This window comes from Rhizobium bangladeshense (assembly GCF_001662075.1).
Taxonomy (GTDB): Bacteria; Pseudomonadota; Alphaproteobacteria; order Rhizobiales; family Rhizobiaceae; genus Rhizobium; species Rhizobium bangladeshense_B.
This window is the reverse complement of the sequence record NZ_LYPL01000008.1, coordinates 69,105-90,939: the sequence shown is the minus strand read 5'-3', so window position 1 is coordinate 90,939 and position 21,835 is coordinate 69,105. Positions and strand designations below refer to the sequence as shown.

Below are 21,835 nucleotides of genomic sequence, written 5' to 3'. Positions count from 1 at the left end.
CGGACCGATTGACAATCGCCGCGGGGTCTACTCCGCGGCTTCGATGAAGCGGTGGCGTTCGTAAAGGAACTTCAGCACGGCCTCGCGGCATTTGAGATATGTCCTGTCGGAAGCGAGTTCGATGCGGTTGCGGGGGCGGGGCATGGTCACATCGAGCACTTCGCCGATGCGGGCGGCCGGGCCGTTGGTCATCATCACGATGCGATCAGAAAGCAGCACCGCTTCATCGACATCATGAGTGATCATCACCAGCGTATTGCCAAGCCGGGCGTGGATTTCCATCACCGCATCCTGAAGATGGGCGCGCGTCAGCGCATCGAGCGCGCCGAAGGGTTCATCGAGCAGCAGGATCTTCGGTTCCATGGCAAGGGCGCGGGCAATGCCGACGCGCTGCTTCATACCGCCTGAGATTTCCGCGGGCCGCTTGTCTTTGGCATGCGCCATCTGCACGAGGTCGAGATTGGCCATGACCCAGTCATGCCGCTCGGCCTTGGTCTTCGTTCGGCTGAAAACCTTGGAGACGGCGAGATTCACGTTCTCATAGACCGTCAGCCAGGGCAGCAGCGAATGGTTCTGAAAGACGACGGCGCGTTCCGGACCCGGTTCGTTGACTTCGCGATTTTCCAGAAGCACGGCGCCTGAAGAAACCGGGGTCAGGCCGGCGATGAGATTGAGCAGGGTGGATTTGCCGCAGCCGGAATGGCCGATGATCGAGACGAACTCGCCTTCGGATATCGTCAGGTTGATATCCTTCAGGACTTCGGCGCGCACGCCGCCGCGATCGAAATGCTTGTCGATATGATCGAGCTTGAGATAGGCGTTCATCAGAATGGTCCTCAGTTGGCCATGGCGCCGCGGGTGACGAGTTTGCCGAGCGCGGCCACCAGCTTGTCGAGGGCAAAACCGACGATGCCGATATAGGCGAGCGCGACGATGATGTCGGACAGGCGCGAGGAGTTCCACGCGTCCCAGATGAAGAAGCCGATGCCGACGCCGCCGGTCAGCATTTCGGCCGCGACGATGGCGAGCCAGGACAGGCCGACGCCGATCCTGAGGCCGGTGAAGATGTAAGGGGCTGCCGACGGCAGCATGATCTTCCAGAAGAATTCGAGCTGGTTGAGCCGCAGAACCTCGGCAACGTTGCGATAATCCTGCGGAATGTTGCGGACGCCGACGGCGGTGTTGATGATTACCGGCCAGATCGAGGTGATGAAGATGACGAAGATGGCCGAAGGGTTGGAATCCTGGAAGGCGGCGAGCGACAGCGGCAGCCAGGCGAGCGGCGGCACCGTACGCAGCACCTGGAAGATCGGATCAAGGCCGCGCATCGCCCAGACCGATTGGCCGATGATCGCCCCGACGATGATGCCGGTCACCGCGGCAAGGCCGAAGCCATAAGCCACGCGTTGCAGCGAGACCAGCACCCGCCAGCCGAGCCCGATATCCTGGGAGCCGTAGTTGAAGAACGGATAGGCGATGAGGTCATAGCTATCCTGCCAGACTTGATGCGGCGACGGCAGAGAGGCATCCGCCGATGAACAGAGCGCCTGCCAGACAATGAGGACGAGTGCCAGCACGACGGCCGGTGGAGCGACATTGTGAAGTGCGGTCAGCGCCGGACGGCGAAAATCGATCCGCGATCCTTGTTTGCCGGAGAATGACAGGATCTTCGCCGCAGGCTTGGCAGACGCGACGATCGAGGGATTTTCTTTATTTGCCAGGGCGGACATCAGCGCGCTCCTCACGTGAATGGAAGGCAAGGCCGGCGCGCCGTGCGCGCCGGAGGCGGGATCAGGAGACGGCCTTGATCGAAAGGCTGTCGAGATAGGCGGAGGGATTTTCAGGATCGAAGACCTTGCCATCGAAGAAGGTCTCCTTGCCGCGCGACGAGGAAGCGGGAATGTCGGCGGCTGCGACGCCCAGGTCCTTGGCGGCCTCGCGCCAGATGTCCTCGCGGTTCACCTGGTTGACCAGCGCCTTGATGTCGGTTGTACCAGGCAGATTTCCCCAGCGGACATTTTCCGTCATGAACCAGGTGTCGTGGCTCTTGAACGGATAGGAGGCGCCGTCCTTCCAGAATTTCATATAGAGGTCGGTGGCCTTGGCCTCGCGGCCGTTGCCGTAGTTGATGTCGCCCTTCAAGCGGCCGAGCACGTCCTTGGTCGGAACGTTGAACCATTGACGCTTGCCGAGGATCTCGGCCATCTCGGCCTTGTTGTCCATGCTTTCGCACCATTGCTGCGCCTCCATGACGGCCATCAGCAGGGCCTTGGCGGCGTTGGGGTTCTTCTCGATCCACTCGGCGCGCAGGCCGAGCGCCTTTTCGGGATGTCCCTTCCAGAGTTCGCCGGTGGTCGCCGCGGTGAAGCCGATGCCCTGGTTGACGAGCTGCTCGTTCCACGGCTCGCCCACACAGAAGACGTCCATGTTGCCGACCTTCATGTTGGCGACCATCTGCGGCGGCGGCACGACGATTGTGGAAACGTCCTTGTTCGGATCGATGCCGCCGGCGGCGAGCCAGTAGCGGATCCAGAGGTCGTGGGTGCCGCCCGGGAAGGTCATGGCCGCCTTGATCTCCTTGCCTTCCGCCTTCTTTTTCTCGAAGGCGGCCTTCAGCTTGGAGGCATCGAGCTGCACGCCGGTCTCGGCATATTCCTTGGCGACGGAAATGCCCTGGCTGTCGAGGTTGAGCCGGGCCAGGATCGCCATCGGCACCGGCTTGTTGTTCTGCGTCACCTTGCCGGTCTGCATGAGGTAGGGGAGCGGCGAAAGGATGTGAGCGCCATCGATGCCGTTGGCAGCGCCGCCGAGCACCAGATTGTCCCGGGTGGCACCCCAGGATGCCTGTTTGGCGACGTCCGTTTCCGGAAGGCCGTGCTTGGCGAAAAAGCCCTTTTCCTTGGCGATGATGAGCGGCGCGGAATCGGTGAGGGCGATGAAGCCAAGCTTGACGCCGTTCACTTCAGGGCTCGCTCCGGCCGCGAAGGCGCCGGAGGGAAAGGCGGTCTTGACAGCGCCAATGAGGGCGGCCGCGGCCGTCGTCTTCAGCATGCCGCGGCGGGTGATGCCGGTTGTCGAAATCCCAGTCGTCGAAATCTTTTTCATCTGCAGGTTCCCTCTGCTTGTGAATTCGGACGCAAAAAAACGCCGCCGGCAGTTGCGTTCACGGAGATCCCGGACAGCAAAAACCTTGCGACGTCGGTGTCGAAAGCAGGCGCCTATACCGCGCCCATCTGCCCCAATCGCCGTTGACCGGGGCGTTTAGAAACGTGCAACCGCCATGCCAATTCCAACGCGGGTCAGTAACGGCATGAAACAAAACAAGAAAGTCGGTAATTTCAGGCGTGATTATTTATTGTGCATATCTAAAATTTGGTGACTATTTGTGCGATTGCGAATGTGGAATGCATTCTGAAAGCGCCATATTTGTGCAGCGCACATAGCGTGGCCACGCACATTTGGCCTTGTCTCGGAGGCTCACGCGCGAATTCATCCGCCGAAAGCGACAGCATCCAGCGGGGGCAGTTGCATTCAAACGTTCTCGCCAACGGCAGAGGTCACGGACACATTTCGGCCGATGTGCGATTTGCGACGGTCGGATTGCCGCCGGCGGATGCTCTCGATTAGCACTCTTTAAAATATTCAATGCGACATTCGGGCGAACGAAATAGCGAGATCGCCTTGAGCAGCAAACGATCGAGAACAAATGTCGAGCTTGGGAACCTGCTTCGCCAGCTTGGACTGGCCCTTGAAGCGTCCGGGATCGGGATCTGGCAGCACAACATCGCAAAAAACCAGACGCGATGGGATGAACAGCTCAAATTGATCTATGGCGTTCCGAAAGCGCCGCTCGATGTCATCTGGCTCGACAGTATCCACCCGGACGACCTCGTGCCGACCAACGAGGTCTTTCTCCGCGCGGTCGAAACCAAATCGGATTACGCATCCGAGTTTCGCATCATTCGGCCGGATGGAGCGACCCGCTATCTGCGTTCGCGTGCTCGTTATTTCGTCGATGCGGCTGGCGACCCGTGCTTTGTCGGCGCCGAATGGGATGTGACGGACGACGTGCTTCTCAACAAGGAGCTGGAGAGGAGCCGGGCGGAGGCGCGGTTCGCGGCCGATCACGATCACCTCACCGGCCTGTTGAATCGGCGCAGCTTCGATTTCGCCCTGTCCGAACTCGCCAGGCAGGAGAGCATCAAGGTTGCGCTTCTTCATATAGACGTGGACCATTTCAAGGAGATCAATGACCGCTTCGGACATGCGGTCGGCGACCTCGTTCTCTGTCACGTCAGCAAAATTCTGCTGGAGGCAATTTCCGCTGGTGACGTCGCGGCACGGCTCGGCGGGGATGAGTTCGCTGTCGTCATCACCGAGGACGAATGTGACAAGACGATTGCGGTGCTCGATCATATTCAGAGACGTCTGGAGAGCCCGCTTCCTGTCGGTGATCAGACGCTCATCGTGCGGTGTTCGATTGGTGTTGCGAGCGCCATGAACGCCGATTTCGCCAGGCTGCTCTCCCAATCCGATCTGGCGCTGTACCATGCCAAACGCAACGGCCGGAATCGGGCCGAGATTTTTTCCGACGAAATGGCCTCGACGCTGGCGAACGAAAGGCAGCTCGCCCAGGATTTGCGGTCCGGGCTGGCGCTCGGCCAGATCCGCCCATTCTACCAGGTGCAGGTTGACGCCAGATCTTTCCGGGTGAACGGTGTCGAAGCTCTGGCGCGGTGGCATCATCCCACCCGAGGAATTCTCGCCCCGGCGCATTTCCTGTCCATCGCCTCGTCGAATGGATTGGTCGCAGAGCTTGACGATGTCGTTTTGAAGGCTGTTCTGACGGACATGAAATCCTCCGCTTCCCCGCTCAAAGGCATCCGGGTGTCCGTCAATCTATCCGCCGATCGTCTCGACGATCCCGAGCTGACGGCGAAGCTCGACGGCTATGACATCCCGCCCGGCCGGTTGAGCTTCGAGCTGATAGAGACGATATTCCTGGACAGCCTGAGTGATCAGGTGCGGCAGAACATCCAGGCGATCAAGTCTTTCGGTATCGACATCGAAATCGACGATCTCGGATCCGGGCATGCTTCCTTGCTGGGTTTGCTCGAGCTGCGACCGGATCGTGTCAAGATCGATCGCCAGCTTGTGACGCCGATCCTGCAATCGGTGCCCAGCCGCCGGCTTGTCGGCTCATTGGTCGACATAGCGCGGGCGCTGGATATGGAGGTGATTGCCGAAGGCGTGGAAACCCTCGAGCACGCCAACGTGCTTGCCGCTCTCGGAGTCCACACCCTCCAGGGTTATGCGTTCGGACGACCGCAGTCGTTTGCCGACCTGTCGGCGCGTTTGGAGCAGGAGATATTCGATTGCGAGCGGGCCGAAATTGTCGGGGCCGGTCGATAACGTCGAAGCGATCAAGCGACGGCAGTTCATCGCCTGCCCTGGTGCGCTCGCCAGAACCGCTCTAGCTTGCTTTCCAGTTCGCATTATTGGGGATTGACCGCTGAGGCACGACGACCTGGATGATGGACGGACTGTTCAGGTTTTCTCTGGCGCCGTTTATGGCGTCCTGCAGTTCGCCATAAGTGTCCACTTTCCAGCCTCGGCAGCCAAACACATCTGCCAACTTGCTGTAATTCCATCGGTGCAGGATGCATGAATTGTAGAACGGTTTACTGCCGTGGAAGACCGATGCATCGGCAAGCCATTGCTCCACGCCATAGATGCCGTTGTCCATCACGAAGATGATCGGGTTGAGATTGAAACGGGTTTGTGTCGAGAGGCATTGAGCGGTCATCTGAAACCCGCCATCTCCGGCAAAGACCAGCAGCCTCTGGTTAGCTTGCTTAGCCAGCGAAACCCCGGTCGCGGCCGGGCCGATATAACCGATCGCCGAATAGGATGACTGGACGATGAAGCCGCGGCGAGCCGCCACTTCAAGAAGCAGGCTCCCGAAGTAATTCAAACTGGCGTCGGCACCAACGATCGTATTTCCGTCGATCTGCTGCTGAATGAAATCGTAGAAGCCCTGATAGGTGATTTCGCCTGCCGGCGCCACGACCGGCGCTTGCCGGGCCGTTTTCGCCGGAAGAGTTTGGGCTTTGCACGTCAGCCTTTTGTCGATCAAGCCGTTAACGAGATCCGCCAGCGAAACCTGTGCGTTGAAGATCGTGCCGTATTTCACTGTATCCCAGGAGACGAATGCAGTTTTATCGAGATCGATAGGCCAGCCCAAATCGTTGATATCCGTCAGCCAGACGCCCAGCGCCAATACGAAGTCGGAGTCTTTGACCAAAGACTGGACATAGGGTGACGACGATTTGCCATCGAACACCCCGGCAAACTGGACATCGTCTTCCGACAGGATGGCCTTGCTCAGAAGCTCGGTCACGTAGGGAATTTTGAGGTCACGAATGAGCCGCTCCGCCTGACCGTGAAGGCCGAACCGGTCGATCTCGACACCGATCCAGATCAAAGGTTTGGTGGCGTTCTGCAATCTTTCGCTGATTTGCGCGATCGACTGATTGAGGCTGTCCTCGTTGGATATGTCAGGCGCCGCTTTCAATGCAGTCGACGGGCGCGCGCATTCAAGGTCGACCATATCCTCCAGCAACTCGATATAAACAGGACGTCTTTCCGTAATGCACTGTGTCAGCGCATAATCTATCAGCATTGGCGCAAGATGAGGGCTGTCGATGCGGACGGTAGCGGCGGTTATGTATTCGAACACCTGACGATCCGTTTCCCGTCCGCTGATGAAGTGATGCGAACTGTAGCCGGTTTGTTCGAATGTCAGCGTTTTCTGGATGCTTGGCGCACCGTTGATCAGAACGACCGGCACTTTCTCGACGTAAGATCCGGCGATCGCATTTGTTGCGCAAAGCGAGCCTGCGGAATAGGTGACGCACAGCGCGCCAATTCCTTTCAGTCTCGCATAGCCGTCGGCCGCATAACCGGCATTCAGTTCATTCACCTCTTCGATGACCTGGATACCGCTTTTCTCGACATAGCTGTTCACCCATTCGATCGAATAATCGCCCGCCACGGAAAACAGGTGCCCCAGGCCCAGTTCGCGAAGTCTGTCGACCAGATATTGTCCAACCGTGTATGTATCGCCCATGTTCCAGCGGCTCCCCTGTTGACGAGAATTGACGAATATTAGAACTCGCTCGCGTTATCGAATAAGCGCGGTATGTATATGTCGAATATTCCGGGGCATTTTCGTTCTGGAAATCTTTCCAGCAGGAAGCGCTTGAAAGCATCATTGGTGATTCCGTTGCCGGCGGCCTCCATGGCGACGGACAAATACTCGATATTTTTGGCAACCTCGTTTTTGTCAGCCGGAAAGCCGTGACCGGGAAGGAACAGCTCATAGTCGGACAGCAGCATGCCCTGCAAAACCCCGATCCAATGCTCCATGTATTTCGTCAGATAAAGGTGCGTTCCGCTGTAGATCAGGTCTTGGGCAATAAAAACGCCCACATCCGGAAGACCTATGGTGAGGAGAAAATCGATCTCCGTATCAACGACTTCATCAAATACGTATTTGACTCCGTCGATGATCTCGTGGCCGGCGCGGACGGTTTTTTCGGGAAGCACCAAGGTCTTCGGAGCGAGGTTGCCCAGTTTCCAATGGTCATTCAGGGAATCCTGGCCATGCTGCCTCAGGAACTCCTTCGTTTCCGACAGTGCATGAATCGGAATGTCGCTGAATGCGGCCCCCAGGCCGAACCAATGGTCGGGGTGCCGGTGCGACAGATAGATCCGGTCGATCTCCTTGCCGAGACTGTCGGCATAGGCCCTGAATTGCAGCGCATAGGGGACGAGGAATTGCCCATCGACAAGAACAAGCTTGTTCCGGCTTTCGATGATGTGCGTCGCGTTGGCGATATTGTCATCCGTGAAAGCTGAAATGAACGTGTGAATACGGACATCGCCTGCTCGCCTGACGATTTTAATGGGATCCGGCAATTGCGCCACCATAGGTAACTCCCTGATTGAAAGGTCGTTTGCTGAGGTTTGACGTTCACCCGGGCATGGCGGAGACTTGGTTCCCCAGCATTCGCGGGCTGTTTCCAACATTTGCGCGCCGGAGCGCCATCACCGATGAGATCGACGACCGTGGGACGCGATCTTTTCCTCCAATGTCCTCAGGGCGGTGCGCGCAACGTCGTAGGCGCTGTCGACGCCCGCCTCGGGCGCGTCCTCGCCGGGCCGCCAGAAACGTCTGCGCGTCATTCGCATCGAGCTCTCGAAGGGGGGAATCGCGTTGAAGACCTCGACGAGATACGGGCCGGAATAGACCGGCTCGATTTCGTCCAGCATGATCTCCCAGGGAATCCAGCTGTCGCTGACAGCGCCTCGGTCCGGCGCTGAGATATGAACGTAATTCAGCCGGCTCTGCTGTGCTGCCCGGGCGACGTTTTTCCGGAAGATTGCCGGCCCCTGGCTTTCCATCACGACCTGGGCTGTATCGATCGTGACGCCACAGACCGGAATGTCGGCGCTTTCGATAAAATCCAGTGCTTCCGAGACCATGGTCGGCCCGGGCGTTTCCCAATTCTTGACGGGTTCGATGGCGAGCTTCACCCTCTTCTCGGCAGAATATTGCGCCAATTCCCGGAAGATGGAGGCCGCCGCCGCATATCGTGGCTTCATCCAATCCTGAAGCGCGTCGCTCCAGATTCCTTCACCGTCATCCGTCAGCGGAAAGACACCATAGGGGTACAGGAACGGCCCCGACATGATCGTATTCTCCCCGCCCAGCACCGAGGTGATGTCGACGCGGGATTTGAGATAGGACAAAGCCTGCTTGCGCTGTTCCTCGTAGGGCGAGGTCGGATCGAAGCTTCGCGTGGTCCCCACATTGGTCGTGAACTTCACATCCCGGAAGCCGGCCCGATCGAACGCTCGTCTGAGGCTGATATAGCTTTCGACCTCAGCGTGATGATCATGGGCCGGTCCCGGGGCGATATGCACATCGAAGCCGGTGTAGCCGATCTCGGTAAGAGCTTTCAGGTGTCTGACGAGAACCTCGGTATAGCCCGAGTCATTCGGCCTCAAATCCGCTGTAAACATAAAGAAGCTGAAATATATATCTCGCCTGCGTGCCTCTTCCATCTTCATCGCTCCAGCTGTGACTATCCAGTAATGCGTGGTTCAGGATGATGTCTCGCCCGGCATTGTGGTTAAGCGAGATCCGTCCCCGCCTCCTTCACATTGCCATCGGGCTGAAACTAACGGTCGGCGCCGGGCTACCATCCAAGCAGCTTGTGCAGATATTCGCGGCCCATTTTCGCGTATTGCAGCGGATTGGCCTTGGCCGGGTCCTGCTCTGCCTCGATGCAGATCCACCCGGCGAAATCGGCTTCGGCCAACGCATCGAGGATTTCCGGAAAGGTTTCTATGGAGCCGTCACCCGGCACGGTGAAGATCCCCGCCTCGATCCCTTGTTGGAAGGACAATTCTCCCCTGTGAATCTTCGTAACCACGTCGGCGCGAATGTCTTTCAGGTGAACATGCTTGATGCGGTGGGCGTATTTTCTGGCCAGCGCCAGCGGATCGACGCCGGCCGCCGCCTGGTGCGCGGTATCGAGAAGCATGTTGACCAGGCGAGGATCCGTCTCGTCCATGAGCCGGTGGATCGCTTCCGTCTTCATCACCCCGGTTCCGAGATGCGGGTGATAGCAGAGCCGGCGGTTACGGGCCCTGGCTTTCTCTCCAGCTGCGTGCAGGCCTTCGATCAGCTGTTTCCACTGGTCCTCGGAGAATTCGGGGCAATTGGGAAACAGGGCGACCGGAAGCGGATTGACCGCTCCGCCAAACTCGGCGACGACGAGATCGGCCCTGCGCGGATCGTCGCTGCCGCCTTCCATGGCTTCGAGGAAGTCGAGCTGAGCATCGACGCTTTCAAGCGTGTGACGATTCATCGCCTTGATGGTGAAGTAAGTGCTCACCCAAGGCTCGGAAATCCGCAATCCCCTGAGTTCGAGGACGGGGCGCAAGATTTTCGGATCCGTCGGATATTTGTGGCCGACGCCGCACCCGACATACCCGGCGAGCGCCATTTCACTCAGAGCCTGCTCGTAGGGGATGCCGATGTCGATGTTGATGAAATCGTCATTCCACCAGAGCGTGGGGATGACGCCGAGCCAGACCTTAGCGGGCGTCAGTCGATGCAGATATTTCGTCATGGCGTTGATCCAGTTCTTTGAAGACAAGCGGAAGTGGCGTCAGGTCAGGTTTTGGAACGGGGGCGGGAGCCGGAATTTTCGGCGGAAAGGCCCAGGAGCCGAAACCCTGCCCCTTGGCGCCCGCGGGGTGGGCTCCGATCGCCTTCCAGAGCAGACCCTCGATATAGGCATCGGGAGAAACGACGAAGGTGGTATTTGCAGGCCTGGGGCCAAAGCGCTCCGTCCAAGCGGATGGCAGCTCGAACCAGGTGCCGGAATACCAGAGCTTGATCAGCGCGCGGGCCACGTCTCCGAGCAATTCATTGCCGAGGATGGTCGTGCGCAGGGCGTGGATACGGGCCTCACTTTCCGGCGGTGGCAAGGCGGTGAAAGCGGCCAGCAGCGCGTCGGTGATCTCGCTGCCGACCACCGTGTCCAGCGTGGCGAGATAGCGTTCTGCCAGGCCGGTTCCCAGAAGATCAAAGTAGGAGAAGGCCGTCAATTCGACGGAAAGACCCAGAAATGGCTCGAAACGGCTGCTCATGCATTCACCTCCGCCTGCCGGGTGATGGCAGGCTGTTTGATGCCGCCGGGGATCTCATAGGTGGGGCTGCCGTTCTTGCCGGGATGCTGCGGCAGCGGATTGCGGATGAGTTCGAGGATCATGTTGCGGAATTCGAACATCATCGGAACGGCTTCCAGCAGCAGGTTTGGCTGGCCGTTATAGGCACGCGTCAAAAGCTGGAGAAATTCGCCATAGCGGGTGTTGAAGGCGATCGCCGCCTCACGCAGTTCCGAACCTTCGAGTATATCCCCCACTTTCAGGTTCTCTTTTATGGGATAGGCGCCCTCCCAATCGACCTGTAAGTGCGGACCTGTGGGCTGGCCGGGCCGGTCGCCCTTCTGGTAGTAGCGGCCTTTGACGAGCTCCTCGAAACGATAGTAATGGGCCAGTTCGTGGTCGTCATCGTCGTAGATACCGCCACCGTCGCCCTCGCCCTGTTCGATGATGAGCTCAATGGCTTCCTGGGCGCTTTTCAGATCGGTGACGGGAAACAGCTCGCCGCCGCCGGAGTAATAATATTCCGAGGTGATCTGGCGCGACCTGTCGCCGGTAAAGATGGTTGTGCCCGCCTTATGCGCTTCGGCTTCCAGATATTTGATGCCTTCCGCAATGGCCGAGTAGAACTCGCCGATACTGTAGAAATGGAGGTCCTCGTGCCTCGGATGGCTGGCAAGCGCGGTGATATCGGCGGGAGTTTTACGGTACATCAGGCCCTTGCCGACGAGATGTTCAGGACGCTGGGCCGGCCGCTCGATTTTCAGGAAGGTCGCCAGCGCCTCACGGCCGAATGCCTGGATGCCGACCTTGAAATCGGTCTCGCCGTCCGGCAGGGCGGCCGGATAGCTGGCTACGAAGTCCGGCCTGACAAGATCCGGCTTGCCGCCGATGGCATTGAGAATATTGGCTGCGATCGTCAGATGCAGCATTTCTTCCACGACGATCACGCGCAGAACCTGGGTCGCATCTTGGTTGACGCCGGGCTTGATCGAGTAAAGCGCCGTCAGATACGGCGGAATCGTCGCATGTTCGAGCTGCATCGCCCGGTAGAGAAACTCTTTCAGCTCATCGAGCGTCTTGATACTGTAGGAATCCATGCTCATGCTCCGTGAAAGATAAGTTGGGTGCACCGGCCGGCTTCGTGTCGCTTGCATCGAACCCATAGGTTCGTTCCGCGCAGCGGATGCCGGTCTTCGGTTAATGCAGAGACTTCAGAATGTCGCGACCGCTTCGGAAGCACATGGCGGCCAGCGTCAAGGTGACATTGGCCGTGCCGATCGTCGGCATGCTGCCGCCGCCCACGAGATAGAGATTTTCGTGGTCCCAGCTGCGCTGGTTTTTGTCCACGACGGAATTGGTCTTCGTCGTGCCCATGATATGGGTGCCGGCTAGGTGATTGCCGCCGCGGATCGCATAGCCTTGTCCCTCATAGGCCACATAGCCGTAATCGCTGGGGTCGTAATGGGTATGGTCCTGCGCGCCCAGGCGCGCAAAGACGGTGCGCGCAAACTGGCGGCCATAGGCGGCGCCCTTCATGGTATATTCCGGAACCGTGAAGGACAGGATGGGCCGCATGTTGCCCAGAGCATCGGTATATTGCGGATCCACCGTGATGCGGTTGCTGTCGACGGGCATGACCTCGATCATGAACGCCAGCAGCAACTGCCGCGAAACCTGGTCGACCATGCCGCGCCGAAGATCGGTCCCGTAGAGGTTGCGATCATCCACCAGTTCCAGAAGGTCGGAGGTCGGCGCACCCGTGGCCCAACCCCAGCCGTCGTTATGGATATCGATGGCGAAGGCGGCCTGCTTTTCCCGGAAGGGGCCGTCCCGCAGGTCGACGATACCGCCCGTCGAACTGGTTCCGCGCATCGTGCCGCAGATCTCAGGCATCAGCGCCCAATTCAGCAGGTAGGCGTGGTCCATCAGATTGCGTCCGACAAGACCGCTGGTGCTGCGCAGGCCGGAGGCCAGCATAAGACGCGCGGTTTCGATGGCGCCTGCCGCAAGCACGAAAACCTTGCCCTTGACGGTGATGGTCTCGTGAGCCGGTGAGGCCGGGTCCTTGTAAATCTTCACCTCGAGAGAACGGACTTTCCCGCTATCCGGATCGATGTTGACCTTCGAAGCGACCGCCTGCGGCAGCAGTTCGACAAGCCGCTCGCCGCCCTTCCCGTTTGCCGCGAACGCCTTGGCAAGCGTTTTGCCGGAGTGGTAGCGCGCTTGCACGGGACAGAGCGGTACGCAGTTGGTGTTGCCCTGGCACCGGCCGCCCTCTTCGACCTGATGCGTATCAACGGCACCGATTGGACGGTAGCCCCTCCCACCGTCATAGGCCGGGTTGGGTATGCCGTTGCGCCCCTGCGGATAGGGCCTGACCTTCAGGGGATAGGTCTTGTCGTAAAGTTCGACACTGGTGCCTTCGATGCCTTTGTTGACCTGCTGATCCAGATAGGAAAGCGGCAGGCCGCGCATGGGAAAGACATAGTCGTCCGGGAAGGTCTGCCCGAGATATTGCTGATCTTCGACATTCGCCGATACGCCGATTTCCCGCTCGGCCAGGCGGTAATCCTCCTCGACTTCCTCAAAGCTCAGCGGCCAGTCCAGCCCGTGGCCGAAAATGGTGCGCGTCTTGAAATCGGAGCGAAGCAGGCGGGGCGTTTTCGCCTCCCAGTGCATGGTCGTTCCGCCGAAAATACGGGTATATACCGTATCACTGACATAAGGGCCGGATTGAACGATATAGTTCGAGCTATCGGTTTCCCCCGCCTGCAGCTTGCGAAGCTGCGGGCTGCGGGGTATGGCCGCATTCGCATTCAGCGGAAAGGGCGACTGGTTGTCCTTGGAGGCTGCCGAATAGAAAGTCGTCAGCAGATTGTCATAGCCTGACAGAGTGACATTGGAACCGGTTCCGGCTTCAAGGATAAGCACACGTTTGCCCGCTTCCGCAGCCTGCTTGGCAATGATGGCTCCGGAAATGCCGCTGCCGACGATCACGATATCGTAATCATCAGACTCTGCGACGGTCTTGGCATCGGTTCTTATCGCCGATTCGAGGGGAAACAGCACTTTGGTCCTCCATTATTCCCGGAAAGCCGCATCGGGCTTTGCGGATCATGCGTTCTGGACTCAATCGAGATTTCAGGCCGGATGGCCTGAGCTCGTCATGGTCTCGGGCCGCGGGAGCTTCGGGGTTTGGACTTGGCGGCCGGGGCGGCGGCAGAGCGAGCTCTGACTGCGGAGAGAAAGGAGGCATAGCTCCAGGTCAGATTCCGGACGCTCTTCTCGTAGCCGACGGTACCATCGAACTGTTCGCTCAGCTCATAGTGATCGCTGTGATAGACGATGGCGCGCAGCATGGCGTCAGAGGAAGCCCGCAGGGCAGCCGACGCTTCCGCGGCGCTGCTGGATGCGCCAAGTCCCAGTTCCGTGAAGAAGGGTTCGGAGAACTGATCGAGGGGGATGACGCCGCTGGCCTCGATGGCATTGGCAAGCCGATATTGAAACTCGGCGAAGTTGGCGGTGCACAGAGCCCAGGGATGCCCGCCGACCACTGGAGCCGCCACATCGCCATCGTAATGGTCGCCTGGATAACGCCCGAAGAGTGGTCCGAGCCCTTTGGCCGCGTCGGCGCCATTGACCGGGTAATAGTTCGACGACGAAGGATCGGCCCACTGGCGCCGCAGGATGGCCGCCGTTGCCAGAAGCTTGGTATCGGTCGGCTCGATCCCGCCATAGCAGACCGAAGAGACGATATCGATGTTCGCGTCATAACCGGCTTGCTCCGCGGCATCCAGAATGCTCACATAGAGCTGCCCGTTCCAGTGGGCGGCCAGCTGGCTTTCCAGCCAGGAGATGGCATCGGCCACCCCGGCAGGCACCGCAATACCGATCGTGTTTGTGGAAATTTCCCGGAAAAAGCGCAGCTGTACGGCTCTGGCGAAAAACGAATAGCCTTCATATTCCTCCCAGAGATTTGTGGTCTTGTTCTGGTAAACTTCGAGAAGATAAGCGAGGTTGGCCTGGACCAGTTGTTTGGCGATCGTCTGCGTGGCGCCATCCAGCTGATCGAACAGGGTGAGGATCGCGATCGACTGAATGGCCGGCCCATCATTCTGCTCCGACCACGGACGAACCTCGCCGGTGATGGTGAAGCAGGCGTGACCAAGTGTGACGGTGTCGGAATTCTTCGCGTTCGCCTGGCAGAGCGCGGCGAAGTTCACGTAGTCGACAAGGCTCGGCAAAACTCCGCCCGGAACAGGCAGCAAGCCGGCAAGCGCGATCTCGATTGCCGTGATGGCCCCGTCGCGGACCCAGTTGAAAACATAGTCCTGGTCGACCCCAGGCGTGTTGGCTGGATAGGAGGGTGCGGCGATGACGCAGCCGGGGGCAGAGAAGACGCCGGGCGATTTGGGATCCTCGATGACATAGCCATCGCTGGTGATGTTGCGCATCATCAGAAGAGAAAAATAGCGCGACAATGCGACCAGATCGGTCTGCGCGAAGGCAGGCCTCGGTTTGACTGTAGGCGCATTGGCGCCGATATGGGCCGGGTTCGCACCCGTCATTGACTGACTCCAAAGCGCAACTGTCATTGACTGACTCCAAAATCGGTTGAGACTTGCCGGCACCAGATCGAGAAAATACTCCGGACCCGGATGGGAGAAATATTGCGGCCGAATGGGCGTTGAGAGTGAACACAAGGTTTCTGTGGCGAGGGGCAAGGTGGCCGGTCGCCCGCCGCCCCGCCCCTCGCCGCCGCTGAACCTTTAACTAGAAAGATCGTCGACGATCTGCTTTTTATCAACCTAAACGTGTTGATCTCAGATCAAAAAATCCCAGAGAATTGCGCTTGGCGTTACGGGTGCTCCGGCGGGATGGATTCGACCAGCCCGACGAGATTGGAGCGTGTTGCCGCAGACCGGTTGCGCAACGCCAGTACCATTTGCAATTCCGTGGCGGAGATCCCGCTGTTCCTATGCCAGTCCATCGTGCCGCGCCCGAGCAGCAGCCAGTCGAGGGAGACATCCAGCAGGTCGGCGAGCGCGCAGGCGCTTTCCAGCGAGGTATGTCCGCCATTCTGCCAGCGTGAGACGGCGGCGACGGACACGTCCAGTTCGGCCGCCAGGGCGTGAACTTTCCGGAACTTGCCGCGGGATATCGCCTCTCGAATACGTCTGCCGCGCGCCATGTCGTGGGTCATCAACAATCCTCCCCGTTGTTGCGTCAAATTACCAAGAGCTTCCGATCGACGAATATCAGAAACTTCTTATGGAAGGGGACGGCAAAGCCAAGCACCGGTCAACCTGGTGAAATATCCAGATTGCTCCCGCTCGGCCTCCTGTTGTGAAACGTCAGCACGTCAGGAGGGACGGATATGTTGCGGATACTCACCAAAGACATGCTCGAGACCGATCGACGTGCTTTCGATGAGATGTTTCGGGCTCGCGCCGCCGTTTTTCGCGATCGGCTGGGATGGCAGGTCGATGTCCGGGATCAATGGGAGAGGGACCGTTACGACGAGGCCGAAGATCCCGTCTATCTCGTCACGCAACGACCTTCCGGCACGCTGACCGGTTCGCTGCGCCTGCTGCCGACCACGGGAGCGACAATGCTCAAAAGCGAGTTCCGGCATTTCTTCGATCAGCCTATCGACGTCGATAGCCCGACGAGCTGGGAATGTACCCGCTTTTGCCTTCATCCGCATTCCGGACACATGGAGCAATCGCGCGCAGTCGCCACGGAGCTGCTCTCAGGGCTTTGCGATCTTGCGCTCGACACCGGTATCGAGAGCATTGTCGGCGTCTATGACGTCGCGATGGTCGCCGTATACCGCAGGATCGGCTGGACGCCGACGCCGCTTGCCCGATCCCGGCCCGAGATCGGCAAGCTGTATGTCGGACTATGGGATGTGACGGCGGAGAATTGTCGGACACTTCGGGCCAACCTGTCCCGACTTCTGGAGCAAGCCTCTCGCTATCCTGCCGAAACCCTTGTCGATGGCGGCATGCGGTAAGCGCAGTCGCTGTCCCGCCCGGCATGGGATAGGTCTCGTCGGTCTTTAACCTGTTCTTCATGTCGCGCCATGGTTGCTAAAAATATGCTGTCCTCGGCTGCCGCGAAATGTTACCATTGCGAGCAGTTATGAAATCACGCAACCACGAGTCCATCTCATGCTGAGCAGTTCTCGTTTTTTCTACTGTCTGGACCGGATCTCCGCAGCGCCGACGTTGCAGGATCTGGAAACGACGCTGGACGAAGTCCGCCACATCTATGCGATATCGCACATGGTTCTGCATGTGACCCGCTCCTCGGGGATGGCGGACAGCAATCCATTGCTGATGCTGACCTACCCGCCCGAGTGGGTGAAACAATATCGTGACCGCGACTACTTCAGCATCGACCCCGTCGTGCGCCTCGGCCGGCGCGGCTTCCTGCCCGTGGAATGGTCCGCATCAAAATGGGATTCAGGCCGAGCCTATGGCTTCTTCAAGGAGGCGATGGCCTTCGGTGTCGGCCGGCAAGGCGTTACCCTGCCGGTGCGGGGACCTCAGGGGGAGAGATCGCTGTTTACCGTGACCTCCAATCATCCCGATGCCTACTGGCGGCAGTTCCGCATGGACAGCATGCGCGACCTCCAGTTTCTCGCCCACCATCTCCATGACAGGGCCATGGTGCTGTCGGGCATGAGAGAGATTGCGGATTTTCCGCAATTGTCGCGCCGCGAACTGCAATGTCTTGAAATGACGGCCGGCGGCCTAATGGCAAAGCAGATCTGTGCCCGCCTGTCCATTTCCGTGAGTGCTGTGCAGCTCTATCTCGCCTCGGCACGCCGGAAGCTGACTGTCGCCACGACGAGCGAAGCGGTCGCCAAGGCCACGGCGCTTGAATTGATATGAGCGTGGGATCGCTGTTCAGCGCCTGCCCCGCGTGCGCGTCGCCAGAACGTTGCGGATCGAGAAGCTGGAATGGATCCTGAGGACGCCGGGCAGAGTCGACAGGATCTCCTTGTGGATCCGTTCGAACTCGCCCGCACTGGCAACCTCGACGCGTAACAGGTAGTCGGAGCCGCCGGTCATCAAAAAACATTCGCGGATCTCGGGATGCCGGCGGACCGCCGCCTCGAAACGGTCGAGATGGTCCTCCGTCTGCCGCTCGAGGGTAATGTTGATGATCACGGCGATCATCTCATCGGCGTTGCCGGTGTCAACCAGCGCCGTATAGCCACGGATGACGCCTGATTTTTCCATGATCTTGATGCGTCTGAGACAGGCCGACGGCGAAAGACCGATCTCGGCGGCGAGCTTGGCGTTGCTCATACGCGCGTCAAGACGCAACAGCCTGAGGATACTGCGGTCGACCGTGTCGAGGGCGGGCATGACGGTTTCCTTCACATCTTGGCTGATTATGCAAATAATATCCAATCCGCGCAATAATCAACGACAGAATCGCCGGCAATTTCGCTCATTATTTCATAAGCTGCTGATATCGAGATGGGGTGGACATGGATAGCGATATTTTGGTTTCCCGCACACACACAGCCACGATCACGCCGGGAGCCACGGGCTATCTGACGATCGATCTTGCGGCGCTCGGCCGCAATTATTCGAAGCTTGCATCGATGCTGGCGCCGGTTCGCGCGGGCGCCGTCGTCAAGGCCGACGCTTATGGCCTCGGCGCCGAACCGGTCGCCCAAGCGCTCTACGATCAGGGCTGCAGGCATTTCTTCGTCGCCCAGTTCGTCGAGGCCGTCAGGCTGCGGCCGGCCCTTGCTAAGGGTGCGCAGATATTCGTGCTGAACGGCTTGCAGCCCGGCAACGAGCTCGCCTGCGCCGAAAGCGGCATCGTTCCGGTTCTCAATTCGCTCGCGCAGTGGCGGCAATGGTCGGCGATGGCGCGTCGGCTGAAGCGCAGCCTGCCGGCCGTTCTGCAGTTTGACACCGGCATGTCGCGGCTCGGTTTTCCCGAGGACGAGCGAGCCGAATTGGCAGCAGCCATCCGCGACGGCGCCAATGTCGAAATCCTGTTCATTATGAGTCACCTGGCCTGCGCCGACGAGACGGGCAGCAGCCAGAACGGCGAACAGATTGCCGAGATGGCGCGCATTGCCGATGAATTTCCTGGCTTCGACATCTCCTTCGCCAATTCCGGCGGCGTCTTTCTCGGCTATGCCTATCATGGCGTGCTCGCCCGCCCGGGCATCGCCCTTTATGGCGGCGCACCGAATGCCGGCGGCAAGAACCCAATGGAACCGGTCGTCAGGCTGGATGTGGCCGTCGTGCAGACGCGCACCGTACCTCCAGGCACCAAGATCGGTTACGGCGGCGCGCATGTGACGCGCAGCGAAACCCGCCTTGCCACCATTGCCGCCGGCTACGCCGACGGCCTGCCGCGCAGTCTCGGCGACTGCGGCGCCGTTTATCACAAGGGCATCCGTCTGCCGATCGTCGGGCGCGTGTCGATGGATAGCGCGACCGTCGATATCACGGCCTTGCCCGAAGGGGCGCTGAGCCTCGGCAGCCTTGTCGAAGTGCTTGGCCCCAACCAGACGCTCGAAGACGTGGCTGGCGACGCCGGAACGATATCTTACGAAATACTAACCGGTTTGGGCGATCGTTACGACAGGCACTATTGCTGAGAGCCGGCCGGCTTTGTTCTTGAGGAAATCATGAAAGTCATCGTTCTCGGTGCCGGCATCGTCGGCGTCACATCCGCCTATCAGCTGGCCAAATCCGGTCATGAGGTTACCGTCGTCGACCGGCAATCCGGGCCGGCGCTGGAGACGAGCTTTGCCAATGCCGGCGAGGTCTCCTTCGGTTATTGCTCGCCCTGGGCCGCCCCCGGCATTCCTGCCAAGGCCATGAAATGGCTGTTCATGAAACATGCGCCGCTCATCCTGCGCCCGAAATTCGACATGGCCATGCTCGCCTGGATGACGAGGATGCTGTCCAACTGCACCTCCGAGCGCTATGCGATCAACAAGAGCCGCATGCTGCGCCTTGCCGATTACAGCCGCATCGCGCTCGCCGAGCTTCGCACCGAAACCGGCATCGCCTACGACGAACGCATGCAGGGAACCCTGCAGCTGTTCCGCACGCAGCAGCAGCTCGAGGCCTCGGCCAAGGACGTCAAGGCGCTGGCTGCCGACGGCATCCCCTATGAGGTGCTGGACCAGGACGGCTGCATTCGTGTCGAACCGGCGCTGAGGCACGTGCGCGACAAGATCGTCGGCGGCCTTTTAACGCCGAAGGACGAGACCGGCGACTGTTTCAAATTCACCAACGCGCTGGCCGCCAAAGCCGAAGCGCTCGGCGTCCGCTTCGCCTACGGCACGACGATCAAGGCGCTGGACGTGGAAGCCGGCCGGGTGCGCGGGGTCATCACCGATCGCGATCGCGAACGGATGAGCGCTGACGCGGTGGTGGTTGCGCTCGGCAGCTATTCGCCGCTGCTGCTCAAGCCGTTCGGCATCAGCCTGCCGGTCTATCCGGTCAAGGGCTATTCGCTCACCGTCCCGATCACCGACACCTCCCGCGCGCCGGAATCGACGGTCATGGACGAAACCTACAAGATCGCCATCACCCGGCTCGGCGACCGCATCCGCGTCGGCGGCATGGCTGAAATCTCAGGCTACACCAACGATCTCGGCCTCGCCCGCCGCAGCACCCTGGAGCATTCCGTCACCGATCTCTTTCCCGGCGGCGATGTATCCAAGGCCTCCTTCTGGTCGGGCCTGCGCCCGATGACACCGGATGGCACGCCGGTCATCGGCCCGACGAAGATCGTCGGCCTCTTCCTCAATACCGGTCACGGCACCCTTGGCTGGACAATGAGCACCGGTTCGGCAAGGCTTATCAGCGATCTCGTCGGTGCCCGTACTCCTGAGATCGACGCGCGGGATCTTGCGGTCAGCCGCTACGCCTGAAGTTCCACATAACGCAAAAAGAGAAGTATTTATCTACGGGAATCGATTTCTCCAATTCGAGGTCGTGAATGTCCGTTAATTCCGATGTGCCTGCCGCTGGCGGCTTCCTCCACCATCCGGCGGCGCAGAGCCCGATCTTTTCGGAAACGGCATACAGCGGAACGGACCCGGATGCCCTCTCGGAAATATTGTCGACCTCGACCTCTCCGATCAAGGCTGCGGCGCAAGCCAATGCCTCCATCGCGTATCGCTGCAACTTCGTCTCGGCGGGAGATCTGGCCATAGCCGATTGCGCCTATGATGGCGCGATCTCGCTCAGGCGGGAGGCGCCGACCAGCAAAGTGATCATATTCCTGCCGGTGGAGGGAGATGCGGTCTTCAATTCCGGGCAGGAGCCGATCTATTCGGTTCCCGGTCGCGGCGCCATTCTGGGAGCAGGTCGCGCCACCGGCGCCCGCCTGCTAAGCCGTCGCCGCCATCTCGGCTTGTTCGTCGATCAGGCGAGAATCAACCGGCACCTCACGCAAATGTTCGAACGAACGATCACCGGTGACGCCGATTTTCATCCCCATATCGATCTGACGGCCGGCCCGGGGCTGTTGTTGCAACAACTCGTTACGAACCTGCATCGCGGACTTGGCGGGGGCGGGCTGCTGCAGGAGTCGCCGCTGGCCGTCAGCGCGCTCTGCGACGCGACGGTCTATCTGCTTATCGAGGCCTTTCCGCATCGCTATTCGAGCGAGCTGACGCTTCCTGCACCGGCGCCGGCTCCGCGCCATGTGAAATGGGCCATCGATTTCATGCATGCTCACATCGCCGAACCGATCTCGCTCAGCGAGATCGCGACGGCAGCCAAGGTCAGCATTCGGACTTTGCAGCAAGGTTTCCGGCAGTTCAGGAGTACCACTCCGATCGCCTACCTCCATGAAATCCGAATGGTCGCTGCCCGTCGCGACCTGCTCGAATCCGCTCCGAAGCAGGCCGTCGCCGATATCGCGCTCAGATGGGGATTTACCCATCTCGGGCGTTTCGCCGCCGAATACAAGAAACGTTTCGGTGAACTGCCGTCGCAGACGCTGAAGGGTTGAACTCCGCCTCGGCGTGCCGGATGGTTCCCTCGGCGACGGACCGGGCGTCCGGTCGCCGACGGGGTGTGCGCTGGATGCA

Annotated in this window: 19 protein-coding genes; 6 read left to right on the top strand and 13 right to left on the bottom strand. The window is 59.7% G+C overall.

Features of this window, described 5'->3' with window-relative positions; all coding sequences use genetic code 11:
- Positions 1 to 27: 27 nt before the first annotated feature.
- The 3 genes from A7X77_RS17185 to A7X77_RS17175 form a co-directional block, all read right to left on the bottom strand.
- The gene (locus tag A7X77_RS17185; RefSeq protein WP_064684065.1) at positions 28 to 825 is read right to left on the bottom strand and encodes an ABC transporter ATP-binding protein; all 798 of its coding nucleotides are present in this window, start codon (positions 823 to 825) and stop codon (positions 28 to 30) included.
- Between the two features lie 11 nt (positions 826 to 836).
- Entirely contained in the window at positions 837 to 1,730 is an 894-nt protein-coding gene (gene ntrB / locus A7X77_RS17180; RefSeq protein ID WP_064684064.1) for a nitrate ABC transporter permease, read from the bottom strand.
- Positions 1,731 to 1,791: 61 nt separating this feature from the next.
- Positions 1,792 to 3,105 (bottom strand): CmpA/NrtA family ABC transporter substrate-binding protein, encoded by a 1,314-nt coding sequence (locus A7X77_RS17175; RefSeq protein WP_064684063.1) that lies wholly within the window; start codon positions 3,103 to 3,105, stop codon positions 1,792 to 1,794.
- 540 nt (positions 3,106 to 3,645) lie between these two features.
- On the opposite strand from A7X77_RS17175, the gene A7X77_RS17170 reads away from it, so the two are divergent.
- Positions 3,646 to 5,412 (top strand): putative bifunctional diguanylate cyclase/phosphodiesterase, encoded by a 1,767-nt coding sequence (locus A7X77_RS17170; protein WP_064684062.1) that lies wholly within the window; start codon positions 3,646 to 3,648, stop codon positions 5,410 to 5,412.
- Positions 5,413 to 5,473: 61 nt separating this feature from the next.
- On the opposite strand, the gene A7X77_RS17165 is transcribed toward A7X77_RS17170, so the two are convergent.
- From A7X77_RS17165 to A7X77_RS17125, 9 genes are all read right to left on the bottom strand, one after another.
- Entirely contained in the window at positions 5,474 to 7,129 is a 1,656-nt protein-coding gene (locus tag A7X77_RS17165; RefSeq protein WP_064684061.1) for an alpha-keto acid decarboxylase family protein, read from the bottom strand.
- Between the two features lie 38 nt (positions 7,130 to 7,167).
- On the bottom strand, positions 7,168 to 7,992 hold the full coding sequence (locus A7X77_RS17160) for an MBL fold metallo-hydrolase (protein ID WP_064684060.1): 825 nt from the start codon (positions 7,990 to 7,992) through the stop codon (positions 7,168 to 7,170).
- A 117-nt stretch (positions 7,993 to 8,109) separates the two neighbouring features.
- The gene (locus tag A7X77_RS17155) at positions 8,110 to 9,135 is read right to left on the bottom strand and encodes a sugar phosphate isomerase/epimerase family protein (protein WP_197486854.1); all 1,026 of its coding nucleotides are present in this window, start codon (positions 9,133 to 9,135) and stop codon (positions 8,110 to 8,112) included.
- A 128-nt stretch (positions 9,136 to 9,263) separates the two neighbouring features.
- Positions 9,264 to 10,202, bottom strand: coding sequence for a myo-inosose-2 dehydratase (gene iolE, locus A7X77_RS17150; protein WP_064684059.1), 939 nt, complete (start codon positions 10,200 to 10,202; stop codon positions 9,264 to 9,266).
- On the bottom strand, positions 10,168 to 10,725 hold the full coding sequence (locus A7X77_RS17145; protein WP_064684058.1) for a hypothetical protein: 558 nt from the start codon (positions 10,723 to 10,725) through the stop codon (positions 10,168 to 10,170). The genes iolE and A7X77_RS17145 overlap by 35 nt, the downstream gene beginning before the upstream one ends.
- Complete coding sequence (locus tag A7X77_RS17140) at positions 10,722 to 11,840, bottom strand: ferritin-like domain-containing protein (protein WP_064684057.1); 1,119 nt, start codon at positions 11,838 to 11,840, stop codon at positions 10,722 to 10,724. Before A7X77_RS17140 ends, A7X77_RS17145 begins: the two co-directional genes overlap by 4 nt.
- A 100-nt stretch (positions 11,841 to 11,940) precedes the next feature.
- On the bottom strand, positions 11,941 to 13,812 hold the full coding sequence (locus A7X77_RS17135; RefSeq protein ID WP_064684056.1) for a GMC oxidoreductase: 1,872 nt from the start codon (positions 13,810 to 13,812) through the stop codon (positions 11,941 to 11,943).
- Positions 13,813 to 13,907: 95 nt separating this feature from the next.
- Entirely contained in the window at positions 13,908 to 15,338 is a 1,431-nt protein-coding gene (locus A7X77_RS17130) for a glycoside hydrolase family 15 protein (protein WP_064684055.1), read from the bottom strand.
- A gap of 263 nt (positions 15,339 to 15,601) precedes the next feature.
- The gene (locus A7X77_RS17125; protein WP_064684054.1) at positions 15,602 to 15,946 is read right to left on the bottom strand and encodes a helix-turn-helix domain-containing protein; all 345 of its coding nucleotides are present in this window, start codon (positions 15,944 to 15,946) and stop codon (positions 15,602 to 15,604) included.
- Between the two features lie 174 nt (positions 15,947 to 16,120).
- On the opposite strand from A7X77_RS17125, the gene A7X77_RS17120 reads away from it, so the two are divergent.
- Entirely contained in the window at positions 16,121 to 16,759 is a 639-nt protein-coding gene (locus tag A7X77_RS17120; protein ID WP_064684053.1) for an acyl-homoserine-lactone synthase, read from the top strand.
- 157 nt (positions 16,760 to 16,916) lie between these two features.
- The gene (locus A7X77_RS17115) at positions 16,917 to 17,642 is read left to right on the top strand and encodes a helix-turn-helix transcriptional regulator (RefSeq protein ID WP_064684052.1); all 726 of its coding nucleotides are present in this window, start codon (positions 16,917 to 16,919) and stop codon (positions 17,640 to 17,642) included.
- Positions 17,643 to 17,657: 15 nt separating this feature from the next.
- Here the strand turns inward: A7X77_RS17115 and A7X77_RS17110 are convergent, their stop codons facing one another.
- Positions 17,658 to 18,122 (bottom strand): Lrp/AsnC family transcriptional regulator, encoded by a 465-nt coding sequence (locus A7X77_RS17110; RefSeq protein WP_064684051.1) that lies wholly within the window; start codon positions 18,120 to 18,122, stop codon positions 17,658 to 17,660.
- 125 nt (positions 18,123 to 18,247) lie between these two features.
- On the opposite strand from A7X77_RS17110, the gene alr reads away from it, so the two are divergent.
- The 3 genes from alr (at position 18,248) to A7X77_RS17095 (ending at position 21,756) form a co-directional block, all read left to right on the top strand.
- Positions 18,248 to 19,381, top strand: coding sequence for an alanine racemase (gene alr / locus A7X77_RS17105; protein WP_064684050.1), 1,134 nt, complete (start codon positions 18,248 to 18,250; stop codon positions 19,379 to 19,381).
- 30 nt (positions 19,382 to 19,411) lie between these two features.
- Complete coding sequence (locus A7X77_RS17100; RefSeq protein WP_064684049.1) at positions 19,412 to 20,668, top strand: D-amino acid dehydrogenase; 1,257 nt, start codon at positions 19,412 to 19,414, stop codon at positions 20,666 to 20,668.
- Positions 20,669 to 20,736: 68 nt separating this feature from the next.
- A complete protein-coding gene (locus tag A7X77_RS17095) occupies positions 20,737 to 21,756 on the top strand; it encodes a helix-turn-helix transcriptional regulator (RefSeq protein ID WP_064684048.1) in 1,020 nt (339 codons plus the stop codon).
- Positions 21,757 to 21,835 lie beyond the last annotated feature (79 nt).